The organism is Enterobacter sp. ECC-019 (genome assembly GCF_043974075.1).
Taxonomy (GTDB): Bacteria; Pseudomonadota; Gammaproteobacteria; order Enterobacterales; family Enterobacteriaceae; genus Enterobacter; species Enterobacter asburiae_D.
In genome coordinates, this window is the sequence record NZ_CP143759.1 from 969,506 (window position 1) to 992,747 (window position 23,242).

Genomic DNA, 23,242 nt, shown 5'->3' on the forward strand with positions numbered 1-23,242 from the left:
CAAATTGCGCATAGACGATAACGTTTGCGCATCCTCTGTTTATTTCTTCAGCGTCATAAGTGAATTTTAGCGAAAAACGAGAAAGTTCAGTTGAAAAGGGCGGGGATTACGCTAGATAATCGTTTGCCTTAATTTGACCACCCGTTTGTAAGCGCGGAGCTAAACGTTTGCTTTTTTTGTGACGCCCTTTCGTCACAAACGCAACACAAGGATTTGACGTTCAGCTGGCAGTGGCGTCTCCACCTCGCTTATGGACTTCCTAAAAAACTCTCAGGGGATGTTTTCTATGTCTACGCCATCTGCGCGTACTGGCGGTTCACTTGACGCCATGTTTAAAATTTCGGCTCGCGGCAGCACCGTGCGCCAGGAGATCGTTGCCGGTTTGACAACGTTTCTGGCGATGGTTTATTCCGTCATCGTTGTGCCGGGCATGCTGGGTAAAGCAGGCTTCCCGCCAGCGGCTGTCTTTGTGGCGACCTGCCTCGTGGCCGGTGTAGGCTCCATCGTGATGGGCCTGTGGGCGAACCTGCCGCTGGCGATTGGTTGCGCTATCTCTCTGACCGCTTTCACCGCGTTTAGCCTGGTGCTGGGTCAGCACATCAGCGTACCGATTGCGCTGGGTGCCGTGTTCCTGATGGGCGTGCTGTTTACCGTGATTTCCGCAACCGGCATCCGTAGCTGGATTTTGCGCAACCTGCCGCAGGGCGTGGCGCACGGTACCGGTATCGGCATCGGCCTGTTCCTGCTGCTGATCGCCGCCAACGGCGTTGGTCTGGTCATCAAGAACCCGCTGGACGGTCTGCCGGTGGCGCTGGGCCATTTCGCCAGCTTCCCGGTGATTATGTCGCTGATCGGCCTGGCGGTGATTATCGGTCTGGAAAAACTGAAGGTCCCGGGCGGCATTCTGCTGACCATTATCGGTGTTTCCGTTATCGGCCTGATTTTCGATCCAACCGTACACTTCTCCGGTATCTTCGCCATGCCGTCACTGAGCGATGACAAAGGCAACTCCCTGATTGGCAGCCTGGATATCGTTGGCGCGCTGAACCCGGTGATCCTGCCAAGCGTGCTGGCGCTGGTGATGACCGCCGTGTTTGACGCGACCGGTACCATTCGTGCGGTAGCCGGTCAGGCGAACCTGCTGGATAAAGACGGTCAGATTATTGATGGCGGCAAAGCGCTGACCACTGACTCCCTGAGCAGCGTCTTCTCTGGCCTGGTGGGCGCGGCGCCTGCGGCGGTGTACATCGAATCCGCAGCGGGTACGGCGGCAGGCGGTAAAACCGGCCTGACGGCGATCACCGTCGGCGTGCTGTTCATGCTGATCCTGTTCCTCTCTCCGCTCTCCTATCTGGTTCCGGCGTATGCGACCGCGCCAGCGCTGATGTACGTTGGCCTGCTGATGCTGAGCAACGTGGCGAAAATCGACTTTGCAGATTTCGTGGACGCCATGTCTGGCCTGATTACCGCAGTCTTCATCGTGCTGACCTGTAACATCGTGACCGGCATTATGATCGGCTTCGCGTCGCTGGTGATTGGTCGTCTGGTTTCCGGTGAATGGCGCAAGCTGAACATCGGCACCGTGATTATCGCTGTTGCGCTGGTGGCGTTCTACGCGGGCGGCTGGGCAATCTAAGTTGTCCTTTGATGCGAAAACGGGTGGCTCAGGCCGCCCGTTTTTATTTTCAGGACTCATCCTGTTGCCTTTTGCGTTACTCTGGTGAAGATAGAATAAAAGGCACGACGCCTTCCGGAGTACATAAGCAACACAGCAAACAGGGAACGCATGGAAATCTTCTTCACAATACTCATCATGACCCTTGTGGTCTCGTTATCCGGGGTGGTTACACGCGTACTGCCCTTTCAGGTCCCCCTGCCATTAATGCAAATTGCCATCGGCGCGCTGCTGGCGTGGCCGACGTTTGGCCTGCACGTGGAATTTGACCCCGAACTGTTCCTCGTACTGTTTATCCCGCCACTGCTGTTTGCCGATGGCTGGAAAACGCCCACGCGCGAATTCCTTGAGCACGGGCGCGAGATCTTCGGCCTGGCGCTGGCGCTGGTGGTGGTCACCGTCGTCGGGATTGGTTTTCTGATCTACTGGGCGGTACCGGGTATTCCATTAATACCGGCTTTTGCGCTGGCCGCCGTGCTGTCGCCAACCGATGCCGTGGCGCTGTCCGGCATTGTGGGTGAAGGCCGTATTCCGAAGAAAATCATGGGGATTTTACAGGGTGAGGCGCTGATGAACGACGCCTCCGGCCTGGTGGCCCTGAAGTTTGCCGTGGCCGTTGCAATGGGCACGATGGTCTTCACCGTCGGCGGCGCGACGCTGGAATTCTTCAAGGTAGCGATTGGCGGTATTCTCGCAGGTTTCGTGGTGAGCTGGCTGTACGGCCGCTCATTGCGCTTCCTCAGCCGCTGGGGCGGCGATGAACCCGCTACGCAGATCGTACTGCTGTTCCTGCTGCCGTTTGCCTCTTATCTGATTGCCGAGCATATCGGTGTGTCGGGCATTCTGGCAGCGGTTGCGGCAGGGATGACCATAACCCGCTCCGGCGTAATGCGCCGCGCGCCGCTGGCCATGCGCCTGCGTGCCAACAGCACCTGGGCCATGCTGGAATTTGTGTTTAACGGCATGGTGTTCCTGCTGTTGGGCCTGCAGCTGCCGGGCATTATGGAATCCTCGCTGGTGGCGGCCGAAGCCGACCCGAACGTTGAGGTCTGGATGCTGTTTACCGACATCGTGCTGATCTACCTGGCGCTGATGCTGGTGCGTTTCGGCTGGCTGTGGACGATGAAAAACTTCAGCGTACGTTTCCTGAAGAAAAAGCCGATGGAGTTCGGCTCGTGGACAACGCGTGAGCTGCTGATCGCCTCATTTGCGGGCGTACGCGGGGCGATTACCCTTGCCGGTGTGCTCTCCATACCGCTGCTGCTGCCCACGGGCGACGTCTTCCCGGCGCGCTACGAGCTGGTCTTCCTGGCGGCGGGCGTGATTCTGTTCTCCCTGTTTGTCGGCGTGATTATGCTGCCGATTTTACTCCAGCATATTGATGCCGGTGATTCGACCCAGCAGCATAAAGAGGAGCGTATTGCCAGGGCGGCTACCGCCGAGGTGGCAATTGTCGCCATCCAGAAAATGGAAGAGCGTCTGGCTGCGGATGCGGAAGAGAACATCGATAACCAACTGCTGACGGAAGTCAGTTCCCGCGTGATTGGCAACCTGCGTCGCCGTGCCGATGGGCGTAACGATGTGGAAAGCTCGCTGCAGGAGGAGAACCTGGAGCGCCGGTTCCGCCTGGCGGCGCTGCGCTCAGAGCGTGCCGAGCTGTATCACCTGCGCGCCACGCGGCAGATCAGCAACGAAACGCTGCAAAAGCTGCTGCACGATCTGGACCTGCTGGAAGCGCTGTTGATAGAGAATCAGTAGCGCTGTTTTGCCCGGTGGCGCTGCGCTTACCGGGCCTACGTTCGAACCGTAGGCCGGGTCAGGCGAAGCCGCCACCCGGCACTATTCAGACCGCACCCAAAACCCCTCACAACACTGCAGCCACGCCTGTGCGCTGTGCGATAAATACACCCCTTCACGCCAGATCATCCCCAGTTGCCAGTGCAGGTCGCTCTCCAGCGGGATCCAGCGCAGCGTGTTTTTATCCAGCCGCTCGCAGATAGGCTGCGGCAGAATGGCAATCCCCACGCCTGCCTGCACCATCGCCGCCAGGAAATCCCACTGTCCGCTGCGCACCGCTATGCGCGGCTTGACGTTATGGTGGCTAAACAGCGTCATCAGCTGGCGGCTGAGGGCAAAGTCTTCGTTGTAAATAAGCAGAGGGTGCTCGCCGAGCAGTTCAGGCTTCACCGAGTCTCGCTTCAACCAGTCGCCGGAGCGGGGTACCAGCACGCACAGCGGGTGGCTAAAGAGCGGCAGCGTTGCCAGACCACTCTCTTCCTCAACGGGAAGGGCGGTCATTGCCACGTCGAGCTCGCCGTTGGTGACGGCCTGCTGGACGGTTAACCCACCAAACTCCGAAATCTTCAGCTCAACGCCGGGATAACGCTGGCGAAACAGGCTGATCGGCCCGGCCATCATCATCCCCACCATTGGCGGAATGCCGAGGCGAAGTACCCCTTTCGTCAGATGATTAATATCGTCCAGCTCTGCTTCCAGCTGGCGGAACTCCGCCAGAATCGCCAGCCCGCGTTCGAACACCACGCGTCCGGTGTCGGTCAGCAACAGCTTGCGCCCGTCGCGGATCAGCAGGGTACAGTTCAGTTCATCTTCGAGGTTTTTCAGCATCTTGCTGATAGTCGGCTGGGTAACAAACAACTTCTCCGCTGCGCGGGTAAAACTTTGCTGACGAACCACTTCGACAAAATAGCGCAGCGTTCTTATGTCCATGATTATTCCTCGAAACTATACCTTTGATGATTTTAATTCATTTCAGTCCACACCGTGCGGTCTCTATACTGGCGCCTCGTCTCATTTTTGAGGAAACCCTCCATGGCCGTGGCGTTAAGCCGTGTTACGCCTGCCGTTGTGCAACGACTCCAGGTCCCGGTTCAGGTACTGCTCTATGCGGGACTGTTTGTTTTCGCGGAATATCTTGTCGGCTGGCTGCATCTGCCGCTGCCTGCCAACCTGGTGGGGATGCTGCTGATGCTGACGCTCATCCTCTGTCGCGTGATCCCCCTGAGCTGGGTGCGCGCCGGGGCGCGCTGGCTGCTGGCGGAGATGCTGCTGTTCTTTGTCCCTGCCGTGGTGGCGGTGGTGAACTACGCGCAGCTGCTAATGGTCGACGGCTGGCGAATCTTTGCGGTTATCGCGCTGAGTACGCTGATGGTGCTGGGGGCGACCGCCTGGGTGGTGGATAAAGTGTATCGCTTTGAAATCAGCAGGCACAAACATGACTAACTTTCAGATAAGCATCCTGTGCCTGATTGCGACGCTGGGGATCTACTTCGCCAACAAGCGGCTGTATCGTCGTTTCCATGCCCTGCCGCTGATGCCGCTGGTCTTCACGCCAATCCTGCTGGTGCTGATGCTGGTCTTCGGCCATATCTCCTGGCAGAACTACATTGGTGAATCCCACTGGCTGCTTTGGCTGCTCGGCCCGGCGACCATCGCTTTCGCCGTACCGGTTTACGACAACCTGGCGATTATCAAACGCCACTGGATGTCGCTCAGCGCGGGCGTTGTCACCGCCACGGTGGTGGCGGTGTGTAGCTCCGTCTGGCTGGCACGCCTGTTTACCCTGCCCGATGAAATTCAGCGCAGCCTGGCCGTGCGTTCGGTAACCACGCCGTTTGCGCTTGCGGCCGCGAAACCGCTCGGCGGGCAGCCGGATCTGGTGGCGCTGTTTGTGGTGGTGACGGGCGTGTTCGGCATGGCGGTCGGCGATATGCTATTCCTGCGCTTGTCGATCCGTGAGGGGATGGCAAAAGGGGCAGGGTTTGGCGCGGCGTCGCACGGGGCGGGCACGGCACGTTCGTATGAGCTGGGGCAGCAGGAGGGCGTTGTCGCGAGCCTGGTGATGATGCTTTCGGGCGTGGTAATGGTGCTGATTGCGCCGCTGGTGGCGTGGGTGATGTTTTAAGCTCCCCGGCCAGAATGACCGGGGAGAAAGGCTTAGTGCGCGCGGCCCTGCTCAACGCCGAGACCGGTTTGTGAGCGGATAAACTGGGCGCGGAATTTCTCACGCTCCAGATTACCCTCCGGCGAATTGTCGGTAGCGGAGAAGAACCAGATGCCGATAAACGCTACAGCAATGGAGAACAGCGCCGGGTATTCATACGGGAAGATGGCGCTTGCGTGACCGAGGATCTGCACCCAGATGGTCGGGCCCAGAATCATCAGGATCACCGCCGTCAGCAGTCCCAACCAGCCGCCAATCATTGCGCCACGGGTGGTCAGTTTCGACCAGTACATGGAGAGCAGGATGATCGGGAAGTTACAGCTTGCCGCAATCGAGAAGGCCAGCCCCACCATAAAGGCGATGTTCTGCTTCTCGAACAGAATGCCTAACAGAATCGCCACAACGCCCAGCACCAGCACAGTGATTTTCGAGACCTTCAGCTCATCGCGCTCGCTCGCGCCTTTGCGGATGACGTTGGCGTAGAGGTCATGCGACACCGCAGACGCGCCGGCCAGCGTCAGCCCTGCAACCACCGCAAGAATAGTGGCGAAGGCCACGGCGGAGATAAAGCCGAGGAACAGGTTACCGCCCACCGCGTCGGCCAGGTGCACCGCCGCCATGTTGTTACCGCCAATCAGCGCGCCCGCCGCGTCTTTAAACGCCGGGTTCGCCCCCACCAGCATGATCGCGCCAAAGCCGATGATAAAGGTCAGGATATAGAAGTAACCCATGAAACCGGTGGCGTAGAAGACGCTCTTGCGCGCTTCACGCGCATCGCTCACGGTAAAGAAGCGCATCAGGATATGCGGCAGGCCCGCGGTCCCGAACATCAGCCCGAGACCCAGCGAGAGCGCGGATATCGGGTCTTTCACCAGCCCACCCGGGCTCATGATCGCTTCCCCTTTCGGGTGGACCGCCATCGCTTCGGTGAACAGGTTATTGAAGCTGAAGCCGACGTGTTTCATCACCATAAAGGCCATAAAGCTGGCGCCGAACAGCAGCAGGACGGCTTTGATGATCTGCACCCACGTGGTCGCCAGCATGCCGCCGAACAGCACGTACATCACCATCAGTACGCCAACCAGCACCACCGCGATGTGGTAGTTGAGGCCGAACAGCAGCTGGATCAATTTACCCGCGCCCACCATCTGCGCAATCAGATACAGCGCCACCACCACCAGCGAGCCGCAGGCGGAGAGGGTGCGAATTGGCCCCTGCTTCAGGCGATACGAGGCCACGTCTGCGAAAGTATAGCGGCCCAGGTTACGCAGGCGCTCGGCAATCAGGAACAGGATGATCGGCCAGCCGACGAGGAAGCCGAGGGAGTAGATCAGGCCGTCATAGCCGGAGGTGTACACCAGCGCAGAGATCCCGAGGAAAGAGGCGGCAGACATAAAGTCACCCGCAATCGCCAGCCCGTTCTGGAAGCCGGTAATGTTACCGCCTGCGGTGTAGTAATCGTTACGGGAGCGCACGCGTTTCGACGCCCAGTACGTAATGTACAGCGTCAGCACGACGAAAATCAGGAACATGATAATTGCCTGCCAGTTGGTTGGCTGGCGCTGTACCTCACCGGTAATGGCATCTGCCGCATCGGCAGCAAAGGGAAGTGTGGCGGCGAGCGCCGTCATAACTCGCTTCATGATGCTTTTACCTCGCGCAGGACTTCTCTGTTAAGACGATCAAATTCACCGTTCGCGCGCCAGACGTAGACGCCGGTCAGCAGGAATGAAATCACAATCACGCCAATGCCAATCGGAATGCCGCGCGTCACGCTGGTCCCCTCGTGCAGCGGGGTACCCAGCCAGTGCGGGGCAAAGGCGATCAGCAGAATAAAGCCGACGTAGATAACCAGCATGATGATGGAAAGGATGAAGGCAAACCGTTGCCGTTTTTCGACGAGCTCCCTGTAGTGCGCACTATTCTCTATCTGCTGACAAATATCGTTATTCATCACAGAAATCTCCAGAGGTAAGGTTGGTTTGTTTTCTCCCTCTCCCCTATGGGGAGAGGGAGAAAACACTAGGAAGGCATTGCGATGGCCTGCTTCTCTTCGAGCAGTTTTTCCACCACGCCAGGATCCGCGAGCGTTGAGGTATCGCCGAGGTTGCTGGTGTCTCCTGCCGCGATTTTGCGCAAGATGCGACGCATAATTTTGCCGGAGCGGGTTTTCGGCAGCGAGTCGGTCCAGTGCAGCACGTCCGGCGTCGCCAGCGGGCCAATCTCTTTACGTACCCAGTTGCGCACCTCGGTATACAGCTCTGGCGACGGCTCTTCGCCGTGGTTCAGGGTGACATAGGCGTAAATCGCCTGGCCTTTGATGTTGTGCGGAATACCGACAACGGCGGCTTCGGCAATTTTCGGATGCGACACAAGGGCTGATTCAATCTCAGCGGTGCCCAGACGGTGGCCGGAGACGTTCAGCACGTCGTCCACGCGCCCGGTGATCCAGTAGTACCCGTCTTCGTCACGACGTGCGCCGTCACCGCTGAAGTACATGTTTTTAAAGGTCGAGAAGTAGGTCTGCTCGAAGCGATCGTGATCGCCGAACAGGGTACGCGCCTGACCCGGCCAGGAGTCTGTGATCACCAGGTTACCTTCGGTGGCGCCTTCCAGCGGGTTGCCTTCGTTATCTACCAGTGCAGGCTGCACGCCGAAGAACGGACGGGTTGCGGAACCGGCCTTCAGCTGCGTGGCGCCCGGCATCGGAGTGATCATGAAGCCGCCGGTTTCGGTCTGCCACCAGGTGTCCATCACCGGGCATTTTTCGTTACCGATTTTTTTCCAGTACCACTCCCAGGCTTCCGGGTTAATGGGCTCACCCACGGAACCGAGGATGCGCAATGAAGAACGGTCCGTGCCTTCGATGGCTTTATCACCTTCCGCCATTAATGCGCGGATCGCAGTTGGCGCGGTGTAGAGAATGTTGACCTGGTGTTTGTCGACTACCTGACACATACGCGCCGGGGTCGGCCAGTTTGGTACGCCCTCAAACATCAGCGTTGTTGCGCCACAGGCCAGCGGGCCGTACAGCAGGTAGCTGTGTCCGGTGACCCAGCCCACGTCGGCGGTACACCAGTAGATGTCGCCCGGATGGTAGTCGAAGACGTATTTGAAGGTGGTGGCCGCATAGACCAGATAGCCGCCGGTGGTGTGCAGCACGCCTTTCGGCTTACCGGTTGAGCCGGAAGTATAAAGAATGAACAGCGGATCTTCTGCGTTCATCTCTTCCGGCTGATGCTGGTCGCTCGCTTTTTCGATCAGGTCGCTCCACCACAGGTCGCGCCCTTCGTTCCAGTCGATTTTGCCGCCGGTACGCTTAAGGACGATGACGTTACTGACCGTTTTGACGTTCGGGTTTTTCAGCGCTTCGTCGACGTTTTTCTTCAGCGGGATACCGCGTCCGGCGCGCACGCCTTCATCGGCGGTGATCACCAGCTTTGAACTTGAATCGACAATACGACCCGCAACCGCCTCTGGCGAGAACCCGCCGAAAATCACCGAGTGAATCGCCCCGATACGCGCGCAGGCCAGCATGGCCACCGCCGCTTCCGGCACCATCGGCATATAGATAGCGACCACATCGCCTTTTTTAATGCCTTTTTCCAGCAGGACGTTGGCGAAGCGGCACACGTCGCGGTGCAGCTCTTTGTAGGTAATGTGTTTGCTTTGCGAGGCGTCATCGCCTTCCCAGATGATGGCCGTCTCGTTCCCGCGCTCGGCAAGGTGGCGATCAAGGCAGTTCGCCGCCAGGTTCAGGGTGCCATCTTCATACCATTTAATGGAGACATTCCCGGGCGCAAAGGAGGTGTTCTTCACCTTCTGATAAGGTTTGATCCAGTCAAGGATATGGCCCTGCTCACCCCAGAAGATGTCCGGGGCGGTGATAGATTGCTGATATTTCTCGTGGTACTGCTCCGGGGTGATCAGGCAACGGTCCGCAATATTTGCGGGAATGTCATGTTTGTGGATTTGGCTCATGGCTTTTTTTCTCCTTGTAAGATGTTAATAATATGTCGCAAAAACGTTAATTGTAGGGGCTTTACAAGCTTTGTTTAGTATTTGGGCTACAGATCACGCATTGTTTGAAGAGTATGAAAAATGAGCGAATGAAACTTTGAAGGAAAATAATTTATGCTGACGATTATTCACATTTATGTTTAAAAAAGCTTTTTTATAACAAAAGGTTATTTGTCAGAATTAGAACAAACTCCCGTCATCGTCGCTTTTGCGAGTGAAACGCATCGTTCTTTAAGGCTTGCGCAACGGGTCGCGCAAATGATACTCATACGCCGCGTTAAAAAATCCCATAAACCAACGCAACACAATTCATACCCTTTCAGTATGTCTCCATATTCATGCAGTTTCAGTGAATAGGGCGCTTCATTGAGGAAGTCAGTTTCTATGAAAAACGTTAAAGTCAGCCTTGCCTGGCAGATCTTAATCGCCCTTGTGCTGGGCATCTTGCTGGGCAGTTACCTCCACTATCACAGCGACAGCCGCGAATGGCTGATTGCGAACCTGCTTTCACCGGCAGGGGATATCTTTATTCATCTGATCAAGATGATTGTGGTACCGATTGTGATCTCGACGCTGGTGGTCGGTATTGCGGGCGTCGGCGATGCGAAGCAGTTAGGCCGTATTGGTGCGAAAACCATTATCTATTTCGAAGTGATCACTACGGTTGCGATTATCCTCGGTATCACGCTGGCGAACGTGTTCCAGCCGGGTTCCGGGATCGATATGTCGCAACTGGCAACGGTGGATATTTCGAAATACCAAAGTACGACCGCTGACGTGCAGAGTCATGCGCACGGCCTGATGGGCACAATCCTTTCGCTGGTACCGACCAACATCGTGGCCTCAATGGCGAAGGGCGAGATGCTGCCTATCATCTTCTTCTCGGTGCTGTTCGGTCTGGGACTCTCTTCGCTGCCAGCGACGCATCGCGAACCGCTGGTGACCGTGTTCCGTTCTATCTCCGAAACCATGTTTAAAGTGACCCACATGGTGATGCGTTACGCACCGGTAGGGGTGTTTGCGCTTATCGCCGTCACCGTGGCGAACTTCGGTTTTGCCTCCCTGTGGCCGCTGGCTAAGCTGGTGATCCTGGTGCACTTCGCCATCCTGTTCTTCGCGCTGGTGGTGCTGGGGATCGTGGCGCGGCTGTGCGGGCTGAGCATTTGGATCCTGATCCGTATCCTGAAAGATGAACTGATTCTGGCGTACTCCACGGCAAGCTCCGAGAGCGTGCTGCCGCGTATTATTGAGAAGATGGAAGCCTACGGCGCGCCTGCCTCTATTACCAGCTTCGTGGTACCGACCGGCTACTCCTTTAATCTGGATGGTTCGACGCTGTACCAGAGTATCGCCGCTATCTTTATTGCGCAGCTGTACGGCATTGATCTGTCGCTGTGGCAGGAGATCGTCCTGGTACTGACGCTGATGGTGACCTCAAAAGGTATTGCAGGCGTTCCTGGTGTCTCCTTCGTAGTGCTGCTGGCTACGCTCGGCAGCGTCGGTATTCCGCTGGAAGGTCTGGCATTTATCGCCGGTGTGGACCGTATCCTCGACATGGCGCGTACGGCGCTGAACGTGGTGGGGAATGCCCTGGCGGTGCTGGTTATCGCCAAGTGGGAACACAAATTCGACCACAAAAAAGCGCTGGCGTATGAACGCGAAGTGCTGGGTCGTTTTGATAAGACGGCTGACCAGTAATATCCTAAGCCCGGTGGCGCTGCGCTTACCGGGCCTACGGGTTTTGTAGATACTGTTATGCCACGCAAGCATTTTCCTGATGTAATGTGGCATCGAACGGGCGTCCTGATTTCAGGACGCCATACGCCACCTGCGCCAGCTTGCGCATCATCGCTCCGATTATCAGCTTCGCTCCCTTGCCGTTCTTTTCCAGACGCGCCCTGAACGCTTTTCCCCACTCCGTTTTGTACAGCGCCACCATCGCGGGCATATACAGCGCCCTGCGAAGCGAGACATGGCCTGCCTTACTCATCCTGCTTGCCCTGTGTACGCTGCTTCCGGATTCATGCTGCCGCGGTGTCAGTCCTGCGAAAGCCGCGAACTGCCGCGCCTGACCGAACCTGTCCTTCAGCCCCACATACGCCAGCAGCACCGCGGATGTCTTTTCACCGATACCCGGTATGCTGTCCAGCAGTTTTCGCCGGTGCTTCAGGTCCGGGTCATCATCCGTCAGGTCCTTTATCTGTTTCTCCAGCCGCTTCAGCTCCGCTTCCAGCCACAGAAGGTGCGCATCGATGCTCGGCATCTGCACCTCCCGCGCCGTCTCACGACGGTTCAGCTCCTGCGTGTGCATGTCTGTCAGGGACTGGTGACGCAGCACCAGCGCCCGCAACGCGCGCTCCAGCGGATGAGGTGCCTCCCAGGCTACCGGACGCTTCTGCCGGCAGAACTCTGCCAGCATACGGGCATCAACGGCATCGGTTTTACTGCGCAGGCCTTCACTCTGCGCAAAGGCTTTACCAAGAGCCGGGTTGATGATGGATACGGTGAAACCGGCATCGCTGAGGGATGCTGCTGCGTCTTCCATATAGGTGCTGGTCGCTTCCATGCAGATATGTGCCTGAGCCACATTATGGCTGCGGAGCCAGCTGAGCAGCTCCTCGTGACCTTTAGGTGTGTTAGTAAATTTTTTGCTGCGGTGACGGCCATCAGGTCGCAACACATCGACATCCAGCTTAGCTTTGGAGATGTCGATACCAATAAAGTGAAGTTCCTGTTCCATAGTGAAACCAACCTTGTGAATGCGGATTACCGGGAAAACCGGTCCATGATACTGTCCGGTTTGTCACTTGTGGAGAAGGTGCAGTCCACTGCAGGGATCTACAACACAGGCGCGTGGCCTAAGGCCGGGTACGGCATGTGGACTGCATGGCAGAAAGTACTGGCCGGTTCTTTCTGCACGGAAGGATAATACAAGGCCGGGTAAGGCGAAGCCGCCACCCGGCACTTTACTCCCCGCTCAACGCATCAAACTCTTCGCATCCGGTATCAAACCCTTCCGTACAGCTCAGGTTCAACCAGTACAGCGCTTTCTGTTTATTTGGCGTAATAAAGCCTTTCTCGCCCTGCTGGAACAGCATCCCAGCCCAGTATTCTGCGTATCCCGTACGTGACAGAGACGAACTGCGCTTAAACCACGCAGCCGCCTGAGCGTCATCCTGCGCCACTTCAACGCCGTTGGCATAAATCAGCCCCAGCAGCAGTTGCGCATCAACCGCGGAGTCGTTGTCGATATCCTCGGTCGCCGTTTGCAGCAGTTTAATGGCTTGGGGATAGTCGGTTTTCCCCGCCTGGGTGTTCACCAGCACGCGCGCCAGCATGATTGCGCCACGTTTGCTGCCCGCGATAGTTGCCTGCTGCGCCAGTGCTTTGGCCTGCGCATAATTTCCCTGGGTAAAGAGGATTTGCGAGAGCAGCCCCATGGCGTCGACATCGCCGCCTTTAGCGGCTTTCTCGGCCCAAAGCGCTGCCTGCTTGCTGTCACCGGAACTAAAGTACGTATCAGCAAGATAATACTGGGCGCGGGCATCGCCTGCTTCCGCCTGTTTCTGGTACTGGCTGCCGATCTCATCCGCGCGAGCGAACGAGGTTAAAAATAACAACAACAGAAAAAAGGATTTCATGGATTCTTATCATCTGGGTACACGCCGCGCAGTATAATCGCGGTGGCGGAAGAAAAAAATGGGTGCATTAAGACCTCAGCATCCTACAAGCCGGGCGGAACCCTTGTTCCGCCCGTAGAGGTTAGCCTGCGTTGCAGGCTAATTTTGCCGCCACCTCCTGATGTTCACTCTTTATTGAAAACTCGCAGAGCCTGCCGCGAGTAATAAAGGTAAAGATCACTATCGTCAGGCAAATAATAAAGACGATGCCTAACGCAGTTTTTAATGGCGTCATGCCTTTTACTCCTTGTGTAAAAAAGAATAAGAGGCTACTCTCAACTTGTTGGGAGTTGAGGAAGAGTAGCCTCGGGTAAATGAAAATTTCCCGGGGCTTCCTACTTTCTGTCCCTCAACAATGCTCAAGACAGAAAGTCTTAAGCACCCGCCGCACATCTTATCCCTCTGAATTAAAATGCAAAGATGTAATTCTTTTTCGCGAAAATTACATTATTTCTGCGAGCCGCTTTCCAGAATAATAATTGATGTATTTTATGGGTTAAGCGGAAATAAAAAGGGAGTGAATATTTCACTCCCTTTATTCAACGATGAATTAACGGCTTCAACCCATTGCGCTTTCGCGCAGTCGGGCTTTCAGCTTGTTATATTCGTCGATCACATACTGTTCCGCTGCGTGTTGATCCGCAATCGGCTCCAGGCGCACGGCGCAGTATTTATACTCCGGCGTTTTGGTTATCGGGCTTAAGTTTTCCGTTACCAGCTCGTTACAGGCGCCAATCCACCACTGGTAGGTCATATAGACCGCCCCTTTGTTCGGACGATCGCTGACCTGCGCACGGGTGATGATCCGCCCTTTGCGCGAATTCACCCACACCAGCGTTTCATCCTCAATACCAAGGCGCTGCGCGTCGGCGGTGTTGATTTGCGCGTAGCCCGGTTCGTCCGCCAGCGCCGCCAGCGCGGCGCAGTTGCCGGTCATCGAACGACAGGAGTAGTGGCCCACTTCACGCACGGTGGAGAGCACCATCGGATACTCATCGGTGAGCTTATCGATCGGCGCGACCCAGTCGCAGGTGAAGAACTGCGCCAGCCCGTTCGGGGTGTCGAACTTCTCTTTAAAGAGGTACGACGTCCCCTGGTCGGATTCAGACTCATCGCGACACGGCCACTGGATGTACCCCAGCTCACCCATTTTTTCATAGGTTGCCCCATAAAAGTCCGGGCACAGACTGCGCAACTCGTCCCAGATCTCCTGAGTGTTGTTGTAGTGCATCGGGTAGCCCATGCGGGTGGCAATTTCGCTGATGATCTGCCAGTCCGTTTTCAGATCCCACTTCGGCTCGACCGCCTTAAAGAAGCGCTGGAAGCCGCGGTCCGCCGCCGTGTAGACGCCTTCATGCTCGCCCCAGGAGGTCGACGGTAGAATCACATCCGCCGCCGCCGCGGTTTTGGTCATGAAGATATCCTGGACAATCACCAGCTCCAGATCCTCAAACCCTTTGCGCACCGCAGACAGCTCGGCGTCGGTCTGGAGCGGATCTTCACCCATGATGTAGGCCGCACGCACTTCGCCGTGCGCCGCGCGGTGCGGCAGCTCGCTGATGCGATACCCGGTATGCTCTGGCAGGCTTTCCACGCCCCAGGCCTTCGCGAATTTCTCACGATTTTCCGGGAACTTCACGTACTGGTAGCCCGGATAGGTGTCCGGCAGCGCCCCCATATCGCAGGCACCCTGAACGTTATTCTGACCACGTACCGGGTTGACGCCGACGTGCGCCTTGCCAAGGTTTCCTGTCAGCATGGCGAGGCTGGTCAGGGAACGCACGGTCTCCACACCCTGGTAGAACTGGGTCACGCCCATACCCCAGAGGATGGCGGCGGTTTTCGCCCCGGCATACATCCGTGCCGCCTGGCGGATCTCCTGCGCGCTGACGCCGGTGATCGCTTCAACCGACTCCGGCGTATAGCCTTCGACTATTTTCTTGTACTCTTCAAAACCTTCCGTACGGGTCGCGACAAACGCCTGGTCGTACAGATTCTCCTCAATAATGACGTGCCCCATTGCGTTCAACAGCGCGATGTTCGAGCCGTTTTTCAACGCGATGTGCATATCCGCAATGCGCGCGGTTTCAATTTTACGCGGATCGCAGACGATGATTTTCGCCCCATTCTGCTTAGCGCGAATAACGTGGTTCGCGACGATAGGGTGAGAATCCGCCGGGTTATAACCAAAGATGAAGACGAGATCGGTATTATCTATCTCGTTGATGGCATTACTCATTGCGCCGTTACCGACCGACTGGTGCAGACCTGCAACCGATGGGCCGTGTCAGACGCGAGCGCAGCAGTCGACGTTATTGGTTCCAATAACGGCGCGCGCGAATTTTTGCATCACATAGTTGGTTTCATTCCCCGTCCCGCGTGAAGAGCCGGTGGTCTGAATCGCATCCGGGCCATATTTGGCCTTGATGGCGCTAAGACGCGTGGCGACATAATCGAGCGCCTCGCTCCAGGAGACGGCTTCCAGTTTGCCGCCGCGCTCGCGGCGGATCATAGGGGTTTTCAGGCGCGGGGTGAGGATTTGGGTATCGTTAATAAAATCCCAGCCGTAGTAACCTTTCAGGCACAGCGTGCCCTGGTTGGTTTTCCCCTGTGCGGCCTCTGCCCGGACGATTTTGCCGTTATCGACCACCAGGTGGATCTTGCAACCTGAGGCACAATAAGGGCAAACCGTGACGACTTTTTTCATCAGTCTGCTCCAGTTAATCGAATCATTCGCACCCACTATGCAGCTTCTATGCCATGTTTTTCGTATGGGTATACCCTGACTTTACGGTTCATTCGCGGTGAAAACCCTGACAAAAAACAGCCAATCGTCAAAATTGACGTGTCGACAGGGCAGCGGATGTGACATGGGTTGAATTTCCGTCACTGAAAAAAAGATTTGACTGGAGCCGGCGGCAGAATGGTTCAGACTTAACATAATCCCCTGACGGAAGCATACGATGAAACCGGCGATTCTGGTGGTAGATGACGATACGGCAGTCTGCGAACTGCTTCAGGACGTGCTGAGCGAGCACGTCTTTAGCGTGCTTGTCTGCCATAACGGCCAGGATGCACTGCGGCAGGTACAGCAGGAGCCGAATATCGCGCTGGTGCTGCTGGATATGATGCTGCCGGATATCAACGGCCTGCAGGTTCTGCTGCAGCTGCAAAAGCAGCGGCCGGCGCTACCGGTTGTGATGCTAACCGGGCTGGGGAGTGAGTCAGACGTGGTGGTGGGGCTGGAGATGGGAGCCGACGATTATATTGGCAAACCATTCAACCCGCGCGTGGTGGTCGCCCGCGTTAAAGCGGTATTGCGCCGTACCGGTGTGCTTGCTGCTGAAGTTCCCGCAGCGCCCGTAGCGGGCATTGCTTTTAACGGATGGACGCTCGATACCTCCCGCTGCGAGCTGAGCGATCCGCAGCGTAATCCTGTCCCCTTAACCCAGGGCGAGTACGGCCTGCTGCTGGCGCTCACGCAAAATGCCCGTCGGGTGCTGAGCCGTGACCGGCTGCTTGAGTTGACCCACAGCGAAAGCGCCGACGTGTTCGACCGCACGATTGACGTGTTGATCATGCGCCTGCGCCGGAAGATCGAGGCTAACCCGCATCAGCCAGCGCTCATCAAAACCATCCGTGGGTTAGGCTATGTGTTTGCCACCGACGTTTCCCACAGCGAGAAAGCGGCCTAGGTATTCTCTTTGATAAACAGCTGCAGCTCGGCCAGCGTTTTCGCGCCGTCAATCGCATTGGCGGCCAGCAGGCTTGCCCGCGCGCAGGCGTGCGCCAGATAAATGCTCTCCGTGAGCGGCAGCGATTCATGGCAGCCGTATAAAAACCCCGCGCAAAACGCATCGCCCGCGCCGACGCTGCCGACAATGTCTTTTTGCTCCAGCAACCATGATGGGATCCAGCGACCTTGCTCACCCGGTGCTTCACCCCATGCGCCTTCCGGGCAGTGGATCACCACCCGCTGGCGAACGCCTGCCGCCAGCAGCTGCGCGGCGGCTTCAGCAATATGGGCTGTGTTCAGCGCGTCGCTGCCGTCGCGCATCTCCAGCCCGCTAAACTCCCCGGCTTCCAGCTCGTTAATAACCAGATAATCAAGATGGCGCAGGGCAGGGAGCACCAGCGGCTGGTAGCGCGGGTCGCCCTTGCGGGACACCAGGTCGAGCGAGGTTTCATACCCCTGGTCGCGCATCTGCGCCAGCAGCCGCGCGCTGCGGGTGCCGAACTCGTCATCGGGCATATCCAGGCTGTCGAGCAGTAGCAGGTAGCCGAGATGGAAGATCTTCATCGATTCGTCTAAGCGATCGAAGGCAGGAAGATCCAGCAGGCGGTTGGCGCCCGGCGAGTGGAAAAAGGTGCGCTGTCCGCTGGGATCGGTCATCACCTGCGACATGGAGGTCGGGGCAAAGGTGGTGCGCTGTACGCGCTGGCGGTTGACATGGTACTGGTCGAGCATCGCCAGAATGTAATCCCCGTCGCCATCTTCGCCAATCAGCCCCACCGCCTGCAGCGGCAGTCCAACGTGCATTTTCGCCAGCGTCAGTAGCACGTTGAGCGGCGCCCCGCCGGTTGAGCGTTCGCTGTGGGTGATTTCCGCCAGCCAGCCGCGCTCCGGCCACTGCACGATCTGGTGGACGTGATCCACCAGCATGTTGCCTGCGGCGATGATGCCTTTGCGTTCCATCATGCCTGCCCCGCGCTGCCGAAGATGCGCATCTGTTCGGCGACCGTATCCGTTATCGCCTCTTCTATCCCCAGCAGCAGCTCGGCAAACTCGTCATAGAGCGGCTGGCGGTTTGCCATACGCTGCTCAACGGCGGCAAGCGCGGCCTGTGACATGCCGGTATAGAAGTTGATTTTATGAATACCCAGCTCGATGGCGCGGCGGAAGTCGGCATCGCTAATCCCGGAGCCGCCGTGTAAAACCAGCGGCAACCCCGTCTGCTGGCGAATGGCGTCCAGGCGTGGGAAATCGAGTTTCGGCTCGCCTTTGTATTTGCCGTGCGCGTTGCCGATGGCAACCGCCAGCGCGTCAATGCCGGTTGAATCGACAAATTCGCGCGCCAGCTGCGGGTCGGTAAAGAACGCTTCGTCCGCATGCCCGTAAAGCGCGCCGCCTTCATCACCACCGACCGCGCCCAGTTCCGCCTCTACCGACACGCCCACCGCGTGGCACATCTTCACCACCTCCCGCGTCTGGCGAATGTTTTCCTCATAGCTCAGCGTAGAGCCGTCGAACATCACCGAGCTGAACCCTAAGCGCAGGGCGCGTACGACGGCCTCAAAATGCAGCCCGTGGTCGAGGTTAAGCACCACGGGAATGTCGTGACGAGCGGCTTCGAACTTAACCGCCTCGACAAGCGAATCCAGAGACACGTACTTAAAATGCACTTCGGCGATATTGATGATAAACGGCGAGCGTTCCTGCTTCGCGGCGGCGAACAGCGCGCGCAGGAAGTGGGAGTCGAGCACGTTGAACGCGCCCAGCGCGTAGCGATGTTGCCGGGCGTGCTCAAGACCGTCGGCAAGAGAAATCAATGGCATCATTCACCCCTTATATCCGAAACAGGTTGTACTCGTTGCATAGCACCAGTAGCGCTGGTTCGTCTTCTTCGATGTTGTTATAGCGGGCAACGGGCTGCAAAAAGTGGTTATCGTGCTCGTCGTCGTTTACCGATGACACTTCGCCGACCAGCACGTCTCCGAAGCCGCGTTCGCCCCAGAAACTGTGGTACAGACCGGGCGTCAGGCAGATGCTTTCCCCGGGCAGCAGGCGCAGCTGGCTGCCGGGCGCGTGGGTCTGACGGCATCCGTCGACGGTGACCGTTACGTCGGTGTTTTCCGTCTCTTCATGCGCACCGGTATTCCACAATTCTACAATCAGGTTCCCGCCGCCCCGGTTGATGATGTCTTCTCGCTTGCGCCAGTGAAAATGCATCGGCGTCACCTGGCCGTCACGCACGTGCATAATTTTTTCGGCATAGCACTTTTCATAAGGCACGCCGTTGGGCGAGCCGTTGCGCAGGGTAAACAGCGTCAGACCCTCAGCGGCAAAGCTGTTGCCGCCGAACGCCGTCACGTCCCAGCCGAGCTTGAGGTCGAATACCTCCTGCCATGCGGCCTGGTCAAGCTGCTGCCATTTTGTTGGCGGAAAGCTGGCAAACGGCGGGAGATGCACGTCGTGCATGGAAAAGAATTGTCGCGTGTGGCCGAGAATTTCATTGATGTCGGAGCGTTTCATGGGGACTCCTTGAAAACAGTTCCCTCTCCCACCGGGAGAGGGAAAAGGATCATTTAACCGTCCAACCCTTATACGTGCCGACGTTCTTTTTATCGATCATCGTCACCGGGATCAGCACCGGCGCTTTCGGCGCAGGTTTGCCCTGTAGAATGTCATAGCCGATCTCCACCGCTTTTGCCGCCATCACCTGCGGATCTTGCGCCGGGGTGGCGACAAACAGGGAGTTTTCGCGCTTCAGCGCTTCCTCACCGTCCGGAGAACCATCCACGCCGACGATAAAGAACTCGTTGCGCTGAGCCTGCTTCGCGGCCAGATCGGCGCCGATCGCCGTCGGATCGTTAATCGCAAACACGCCGTCGATCTTCGGATTGGCCGCCAGCAGGGAGGTCATGACTTCCAGACCGCCTTCACGACTGCCCTTGGCGTTTTGGTTATCCGAGAGCACCTTGATATCCGGATGTTTTTTGAATTCCGTCTGACAGCCTTCCACGCGGTTTTGCACCGCAGAGACCGGTGGTCCGTTGATGATCACCACGTTGCCTTTCCCTTTCAGGCGGTCGGTAATGTACTTACAGGCCATTTCGCCCGCCTGGGTGTTATCGGAGGTGATGGTCGCATCAGCGCCTTCCGCCGCCACGTCAACCGCAACGACCACGATCCCGGCGTCCTTCGCGCGCTTCACCGCCGGGCCGATCCCTTTGGAATCCGCAGCGTTGAGGATGATCATGTCCACCTTCGCGGCGATGAAGTTGTCGATCTGCGCTACCTGCTGACCCAGATCGTACCCGCTGGAAACCAGCGTCACCTTGACGTTATCGCCAGCCAGCTTGCGCGCTTCCAGCTCGGCACCTTTGGTGATCTGCACAAAGAACGGGTTAGCCAGGTCGCCCACCGTCACGCCGATGGACTTCAGATCTTTTGCCTGCGCAAACGGTGTTGCGGCAAGCAGTGCGCCAGCACAGAGCGCGGTCACTAACGGTTTCAAACGCATAGGGTTTTCCTCGAAGCTGTAGGGTTTTGTTATTATGCACTTTGATGGTGTCGGGTACGGTATTTGTCGATCAGCACCGCTATGATGATCACCGCCCCTTTGATCACCAGTTGCCAGAAGTAGGAGACGCCCATCAGCGTCATGCCATTGTTAAGGGTGGCGATGATCAGCGCGCCGACCAGCGTGCCGGTGATCGTGCCGATCCCGCCGACGAAGCTGGTGCCGCCGAGGATCACCGCCGCAATCGCATCCAGCTCGTAACCCATGCCGAGGTTACCGTTGGCGCTGTAGAGGCGCGAGGCGCTCATGACGCCGCCAAGCCCGGAGAGCAGGCCGCTCATGCCGTAGACAAACAGCAGCACCAGCCAGACCTTAATGCCGGTCAGTCGCGCCGCCTGCATGTTGCCGCCCACTGCATAGATGTGTACGCCGAGCGTGGTGCGGCGCAGGATGAACCAGCAGATAGCAATGACCGCCAGCGCGATCACCACCAGCCACGGAATCGGGCCGAGGTAGTTATTGCCGATCCACTCGAAGTTAATGTTGGAGTTAATGACCGTCGTGCCGTCGGCCAGCAGATACGCCGCGCCGCGCAGTGCCGTATAGGTGCCGAGTGTGACGATAAACGGCGGCAGCCCGGCAAAGGCCACCAGCGCGCCGTTAAACAGCCCCAACACCATGCCGAGCATTAGCGCGGCCGGAATGGAGAGCATGGCAAATTCAGGGATAAGCGAGACCACCATCGCCGCGACCGCCGTGGTGCCGAGAATCGAGCCGACGGAGAGGTCAATCCCACCGGTTAAAATGATAAAGGTCATTCCCGCCGCCAGCACGATGTTGATTGACGCCTGGCGGGTAATGTTGAGCAGGTTGCTCTCGGTGAAGAAGTTAGGGGCGATAAAGCCAAATACCGCCACAATCAGGATAAGAATCGGCAGAATACCGACCGTTTGCATCAGATCGCTCATCAGCATTTTTTTGGCAGAGGCGGATTTCGCCACCTGCTGTGTATGGGTAGGAGTTGTCATGATTGCACCGCCTGATGAGTATCGTTCACGCCGGTTGCCAGCGTCATAATGTTTTCCTGAGAGATGTCGCGCCCGTGAAGTTCACCCGCAATACTGCCTTCCCGCATCACGTAGACCCGGTCGCTCATGCCTACCACTTCCGGCAGCTCGCTGGAGATCATCAAAATCGCCACCCCTTTGCGCGCCATCTGGTTCATGATGCGGTAGATCTCGCTTTTCGCACCGACGTCCACGCCGCGCGTGGGTTCGTCCAGAATCAGAATGCGCGGGCCGATGGCCACCCAGCGGGAGATCAGCAGCTTTTGCTGATTGCCGCCGGACAGCCCGCCCGCGCGCACCTGCGAATGCGGTACGCGGATGTTGAGCAGGGCAATAGCGTCATCGGAAATGGCCTGCGCTTTTTTGCGGTTTAACATGCCGAAGGTGGCGTCGCGCTCCAGCGTCGCCATGGTGATGTTCTCCTGCGCCGCCAGTTCAAGGAACAGCCCCTGCTCCTTGCGGTTTTCGGTGAGAAAACCGATGCCGTTTTCGATGGCCGCGCGCGGGGAGTGGATCACCACTGGCTCGCCGTCGACCTCAATCATGCCGCCGGTGGCTTTACGCACACCGAAGATGAGCTGTGCCAGCTCGGAGCGTCCGGCCCCAACCAGGCCCGCCAGCCCGACGATTTCGCCGGAACGTACCTGCAGACTACACGGCTGTACTTTTTTACCGTCGGTGAGGTGGTGGACGTTGAGGCGCGGGCTGCCGAGGGGAATATCACGCTCTTTATTGAACAGGTCGCTTAACGGGCGGCCCACCATCATGCGCACCAGCTCAGAGGCATTCAGCTTGTCGCGCGTCAGGCTGCCGACGTACTGCCCGTCACGCAGCACGCTGACGCGGTCAGAGAGTTCATACACTTCCGCCATACGGTGGCTGATATAGATGATCGCCATCCCTTCATCGCGCAGGCGCAAAATCAGTTCGAACAGGCGGTGCGTTTCCCGCGAGGAGAGGGCGGCGGTGGGTTCATCCATCACCAGAATGCGGCTGTTGCGGTGCAGCGCGCGGGCAATTTCCACCTGCTGCTGCTCGGCGATGGTCAGCTTCATCACCAGGTCGGTGGCATTGAACTGTGCGCCGAGCCGCTCAATCACCGCCTGCGCCTGGGCGGCCATCTCTTTGCGCTGCACCATCCCACCCCGCGACAGCTCGCTGCCAAGAAAGATATTTTCGGCAACGGTCAGATTGGGTGCGAGCTGCATCTCCTGATAAATCAGGGTAATGCCTGCGGCCAGCGCATCTTTCGGCCCTTTAATGTGAAACGGCTGACCGTCGATCAGGATCTCACCGCTGGTGGCGGTATAGGCTCCCGCGAGGATTTTCATCAGCGTGCTTTTTCCCGCGCCGTTTTCACCCATCAGCGCGTGGATCTCACCGGGAAAGACCGTCAAATCTACACCCTTGAGCGCGTGGAAACTGCCAAACGTTTTGGCAATGCTGCGCATCTCTAATACCGGGGTTCTGCTCATGACGGATCTCCTGCGAATGCCGATATCTGCACTTCATCACAGGTGCGTAAATGCAAAATGTCAGAAGCTGTTCATATTTGTCATAGTTATGAATAGCTAATCGCCATCACATTTTCCTTA

20 protein-coding genes are annotated in these 23,242 nt (G+C 57.5%); 6 read left to right on the plus strand and 14 right to left on the minus strand.

Going from position 1 to position 23,242, the window contains the following annotated elements:
* Nucleotides 1-286 precede the first annotated feature (286 nt).
* Together ghxP and V1566_RS04505 are read left to right on the plus strand one after the other, a co-directional pair.
* Nucleotides 287-1,636, plus strand: coding sequence for a guanine/hypoxanthine transporter GhxP (gene ghxP, locus V1566_RS04500; protein WP_395305178.1), 1,350 nt, complete (start codon nt 287-289; stop codon nt 1,634-1,636).
* A 150-nt stretch (nt 1,637-1,786) separates the two neighbouring features.
* Entirely contained in the window at nt 1,787-3,433 is a 1,647-nt protein-coding gene (locus V1566_RS04505) for a Na+/H+ antiporter (protein WP_024906728.1), read from the plus strand.
* Nucleotides 3,434-3,514: 81 nt separating this feature from the next.
* On the opposite strand, the gene V1566_RS04510 is transcribed toward V1566_RS04505, so the two are convergent.
* Complete coding sequence (locus V1566_RS04510) at nt 3,515-4,402, minus strand: LysR family transcriptional regulator (protein WP_395305179.1); 888 nt, start codon at nt 4,400-4,402, stop codon at nt 3,515-3,517.
* Between the two features lie 102 nt (nt 4,403-4,504).
* Here V1566_RS04510 and V1566_RS04515 point away from each other — a divergent pair, with 102 nt between their 5' ends.
* Nucleotides 4,505-4,915, plus strand: a complete 411-nt coding sequence (locus V1566_RS04515) for a CidA/LrgA family protein (RefSeq protein WP_032644716.1) — start codon at nt 4,505-4,507, stop codon at nt 4,913-4,915.
* On the plus strand, nt 4,908-5,597 hold the full coding sequence (locus V1566_RS04520) for an LrgB family protein (RefSeq protein WP_395305180.1): 690 nt from the start codon (nt 4,908-4,910) through the stop codon (nt 5,595-5,597). The genes V1566_RS04515 and V1566_RS04520 overlap by 8 nt, the downstream gene beginning before the upstream one ends.
* A 32-nt stretch (nt 5,598-5,629) precedes the next feature.
* On the opposite strand, the gene actP is transcribed toward V1566_RS04520, so the two are convergent.
* From actP to acs, 3 genes are all read right to left on the minus strand, one after another.
* Nucleotides 5,630-7,279 carry a cation/acetate symporter ActP gene (actP, locus tag V1566_RS04525; RefSeq protein ID WP_395305181.1) on the minus strand — a complete coding sequence of 550 codons (1,650 nt, stop codon included), beginning with the start codon at nt 7,277-7,279 and terminating at the stop codon, nt 5,630-5,632.
* Nucleotides 7,276-7,590 carry a DUF485 domain-containing protein gene (locus V1566_RS04530; RefSeq protein ID WP_395305954.1) on the minus strand — a complete coding sequence of 105 codons (315 nt, stop codon included), beginning with the start codon at nt 7,588-7,590 and terminating at the stop codon, nt 7,276-7,278. The genes actP and V1566_RS04530 overlap by 4 nt, the downstream gene beginning before the upstream one ends.
* A gap of 68 nt (nt 7,591-7,658) precedes the next feature.
* Nucleotides 7,659-9,617: an acetate--CoA ligase gene (gene acs / locus V1566_RS04535; RefSeq protein WP_395305182.1), complete on the minus strand. Its 1,959-nt coding sequence runs from the start codon at nt 9,615-9,617 to the stop codon at nt 7,659-7,661.
* A 423-nt stretch (nt 9,618-10,040) separates the two neighbouring features.
* On the opposite strand from acs, the gene gltP reads away from it, so the two are divergent.
* Nucleotides 10,041-11,354 carry a glutamate/aspartate:proton symporter GltP gene (gene gltP, locus V1566_RS04540; protein ID WP_395305183.1) on the plus strand — a complete coding sequence of 438 codons (1,314 nt, stop codon included), beginning with the start codon at nt 10,041-10,043 and terminating at the stop codon, nt 11,352-11,354.
* Between the two features lie 55 nt (nt 11,355-11,409).
* Here the strand turns inward: gltP and V1566_RS04545 are convergent, their stop codons facing one another.
* The 4 genes from V1566_RS04545 to fdhF form a co-directional block, all read right to left on the minus strand.
* Nucleotides 11,410-12,396, minus strand: a complete 987-nt coding sequence (locus V1566_RS04545; RefSeq protein ID WP_395305184.1) for an IS110 family transposase — start codon at nt 12,394-12,396, stop codon at nt 11,410-11,412.
* A 226-nt stretch (nt 12,397-12,622) separates the two neighbouring features.
* A complete protein-coding gene (locus V1566_RS04550; RefSeq protein WP_395305185.1) occupies nt 12,623-13,297 on the minus strand; it encodes a tetratricopeptide repeat protein in 675 nt (224 codons plus the stop codon).
* Between the two features lie 121 nt (nt 13,298-13,418).
* Complete coding sequence (locus V1566_RS04555) at nt 13,419-13,571, minus strand: Hok/Gef family protein (RefSeq protein WP_042719158.1); 153 nt, start codon at nt 13,569-13,571, stop codon at nt 13,419-13,421.
* Between the two features lie 324 nt (nt 13,572-13,895).
* Nucleotides 13,896-16,043 carry a formate dehydrogenase subunit alpha gene (gene fdhF / locus V1566_RS04560; protein ID WP_395305186.1) on the minus strand — a complete coding sequence of 716 codons (2,148 nt, stop codon included), beginning with the start codon at nt 16,041-16,043 and terminating at the stop codon, nt 13,896-13,898.
* Nucleotides 16,044-16,299: 256 nt separating this feature from the next.
* On the opposite strand from fdhF, the gene V1566_RS04565 reads away from it, so the two are divergent.
* Nucleotides 16,300-17,031 (plus strand): response regulator, encoded by a 732-nt coding sequence (locus tag V1566_RS04565; protein WP_395305187.1) that lies wholly within the window; start codon nt 16,300-16,302, stop codon nt 17,029-17,031.
* On the opposite strand, the gene V1566_RS04570 is transcribed toward V1566_RS04565, so the two are convergent.
* From V1566_RS04570 to V1566_RS04595, 6 genes are read right to left on the minus strand one after another with little or no spacing between them, the layout of a single operon-like run.
* Nucleotides 17,028-18,032 (minus strand): carbohydrate kinase family protein, encoded by a 1,005-nt coding sequence (locus V1566_RS04570; RefSeq protein WP_395305955.1) that lies wholly within the window; start codon nt 18,030-18,032, stop codon nt 17,028-17,030. The two genes, V1566_RS04565 and V1566_RS04570, sit on opposite strands and share 4 nt — an antisense overlap.
* Nucleotides 18,032-18,892 (minus strand): ketose 1,6-bisphosphate aldolase, encoded by an 861-nt coding sequence (locus tag V1566_RS04575; protein WP_237848058.1) that lies wholly within the window; start codon nt 18,890-18,892, stop codon nt 18,032-18,034. The genes V1566_RS04570 and V1566_RS04575 overlap by 1 nt, the downstream gene beginning before the upstream one ends.
* A gap of 10 nt (nt 18,893-18,902) precedes the next feature.
* A complete protein-coding gene (locus V1566_RS04580; protein WP_395305188.1) occupies nt 18,903-19,589 on the minus strand; it encodes a D-lyxose/D-mannose family sugar isomerase in 687 nt (228 codons plus the stop codon).
* A gap of 49 nt (nt 19,590-19,638) precedes the next feature.
* Nucleotides 19,639-20,580 (minus strand): ABC transporter substrate-binding protein, encoded by a 942-nt coding sequence (locus V1566_RS04585; protein WP_021242935.1) that lies wholly within the window; start codon nt 20,578-20,580, stop codon nt 19,639-19,641.
* 32 nt (nt 20,581-20,612) lie between these two features.
* Nucleotides 20,613-21,608 carry a ribose ABC transporter permease gene (locus V1566_RS04590; RefSeq protein WP_395305189.1) on the minus strand — a complete coding sequence of 332 codons (996 nt, stop codon included), beginning with the start codon at nt 21,606-21,608 and terminating at the stop codon, nt 20,613-20,615.
* The gene (locus V1566_RS04595) at nt 21,605-23,122 is read right to left on the minus strand and encodes a sugar ABC transporter ATP-binding protein (protein ID WP_395305190.1); all 1,518 of its coding nucleotides are present in this window, start codon (nt 23,120-23,122) and stop codon (nt 21,605-21,607) included. Before V1566_RS04595 ends, V1566_RS04590 begins: the two co-directional genes overlap by 4 nt.
* Between the last annotated feature and the right edge of the window lie 120 nt (nt 23,123-23,242).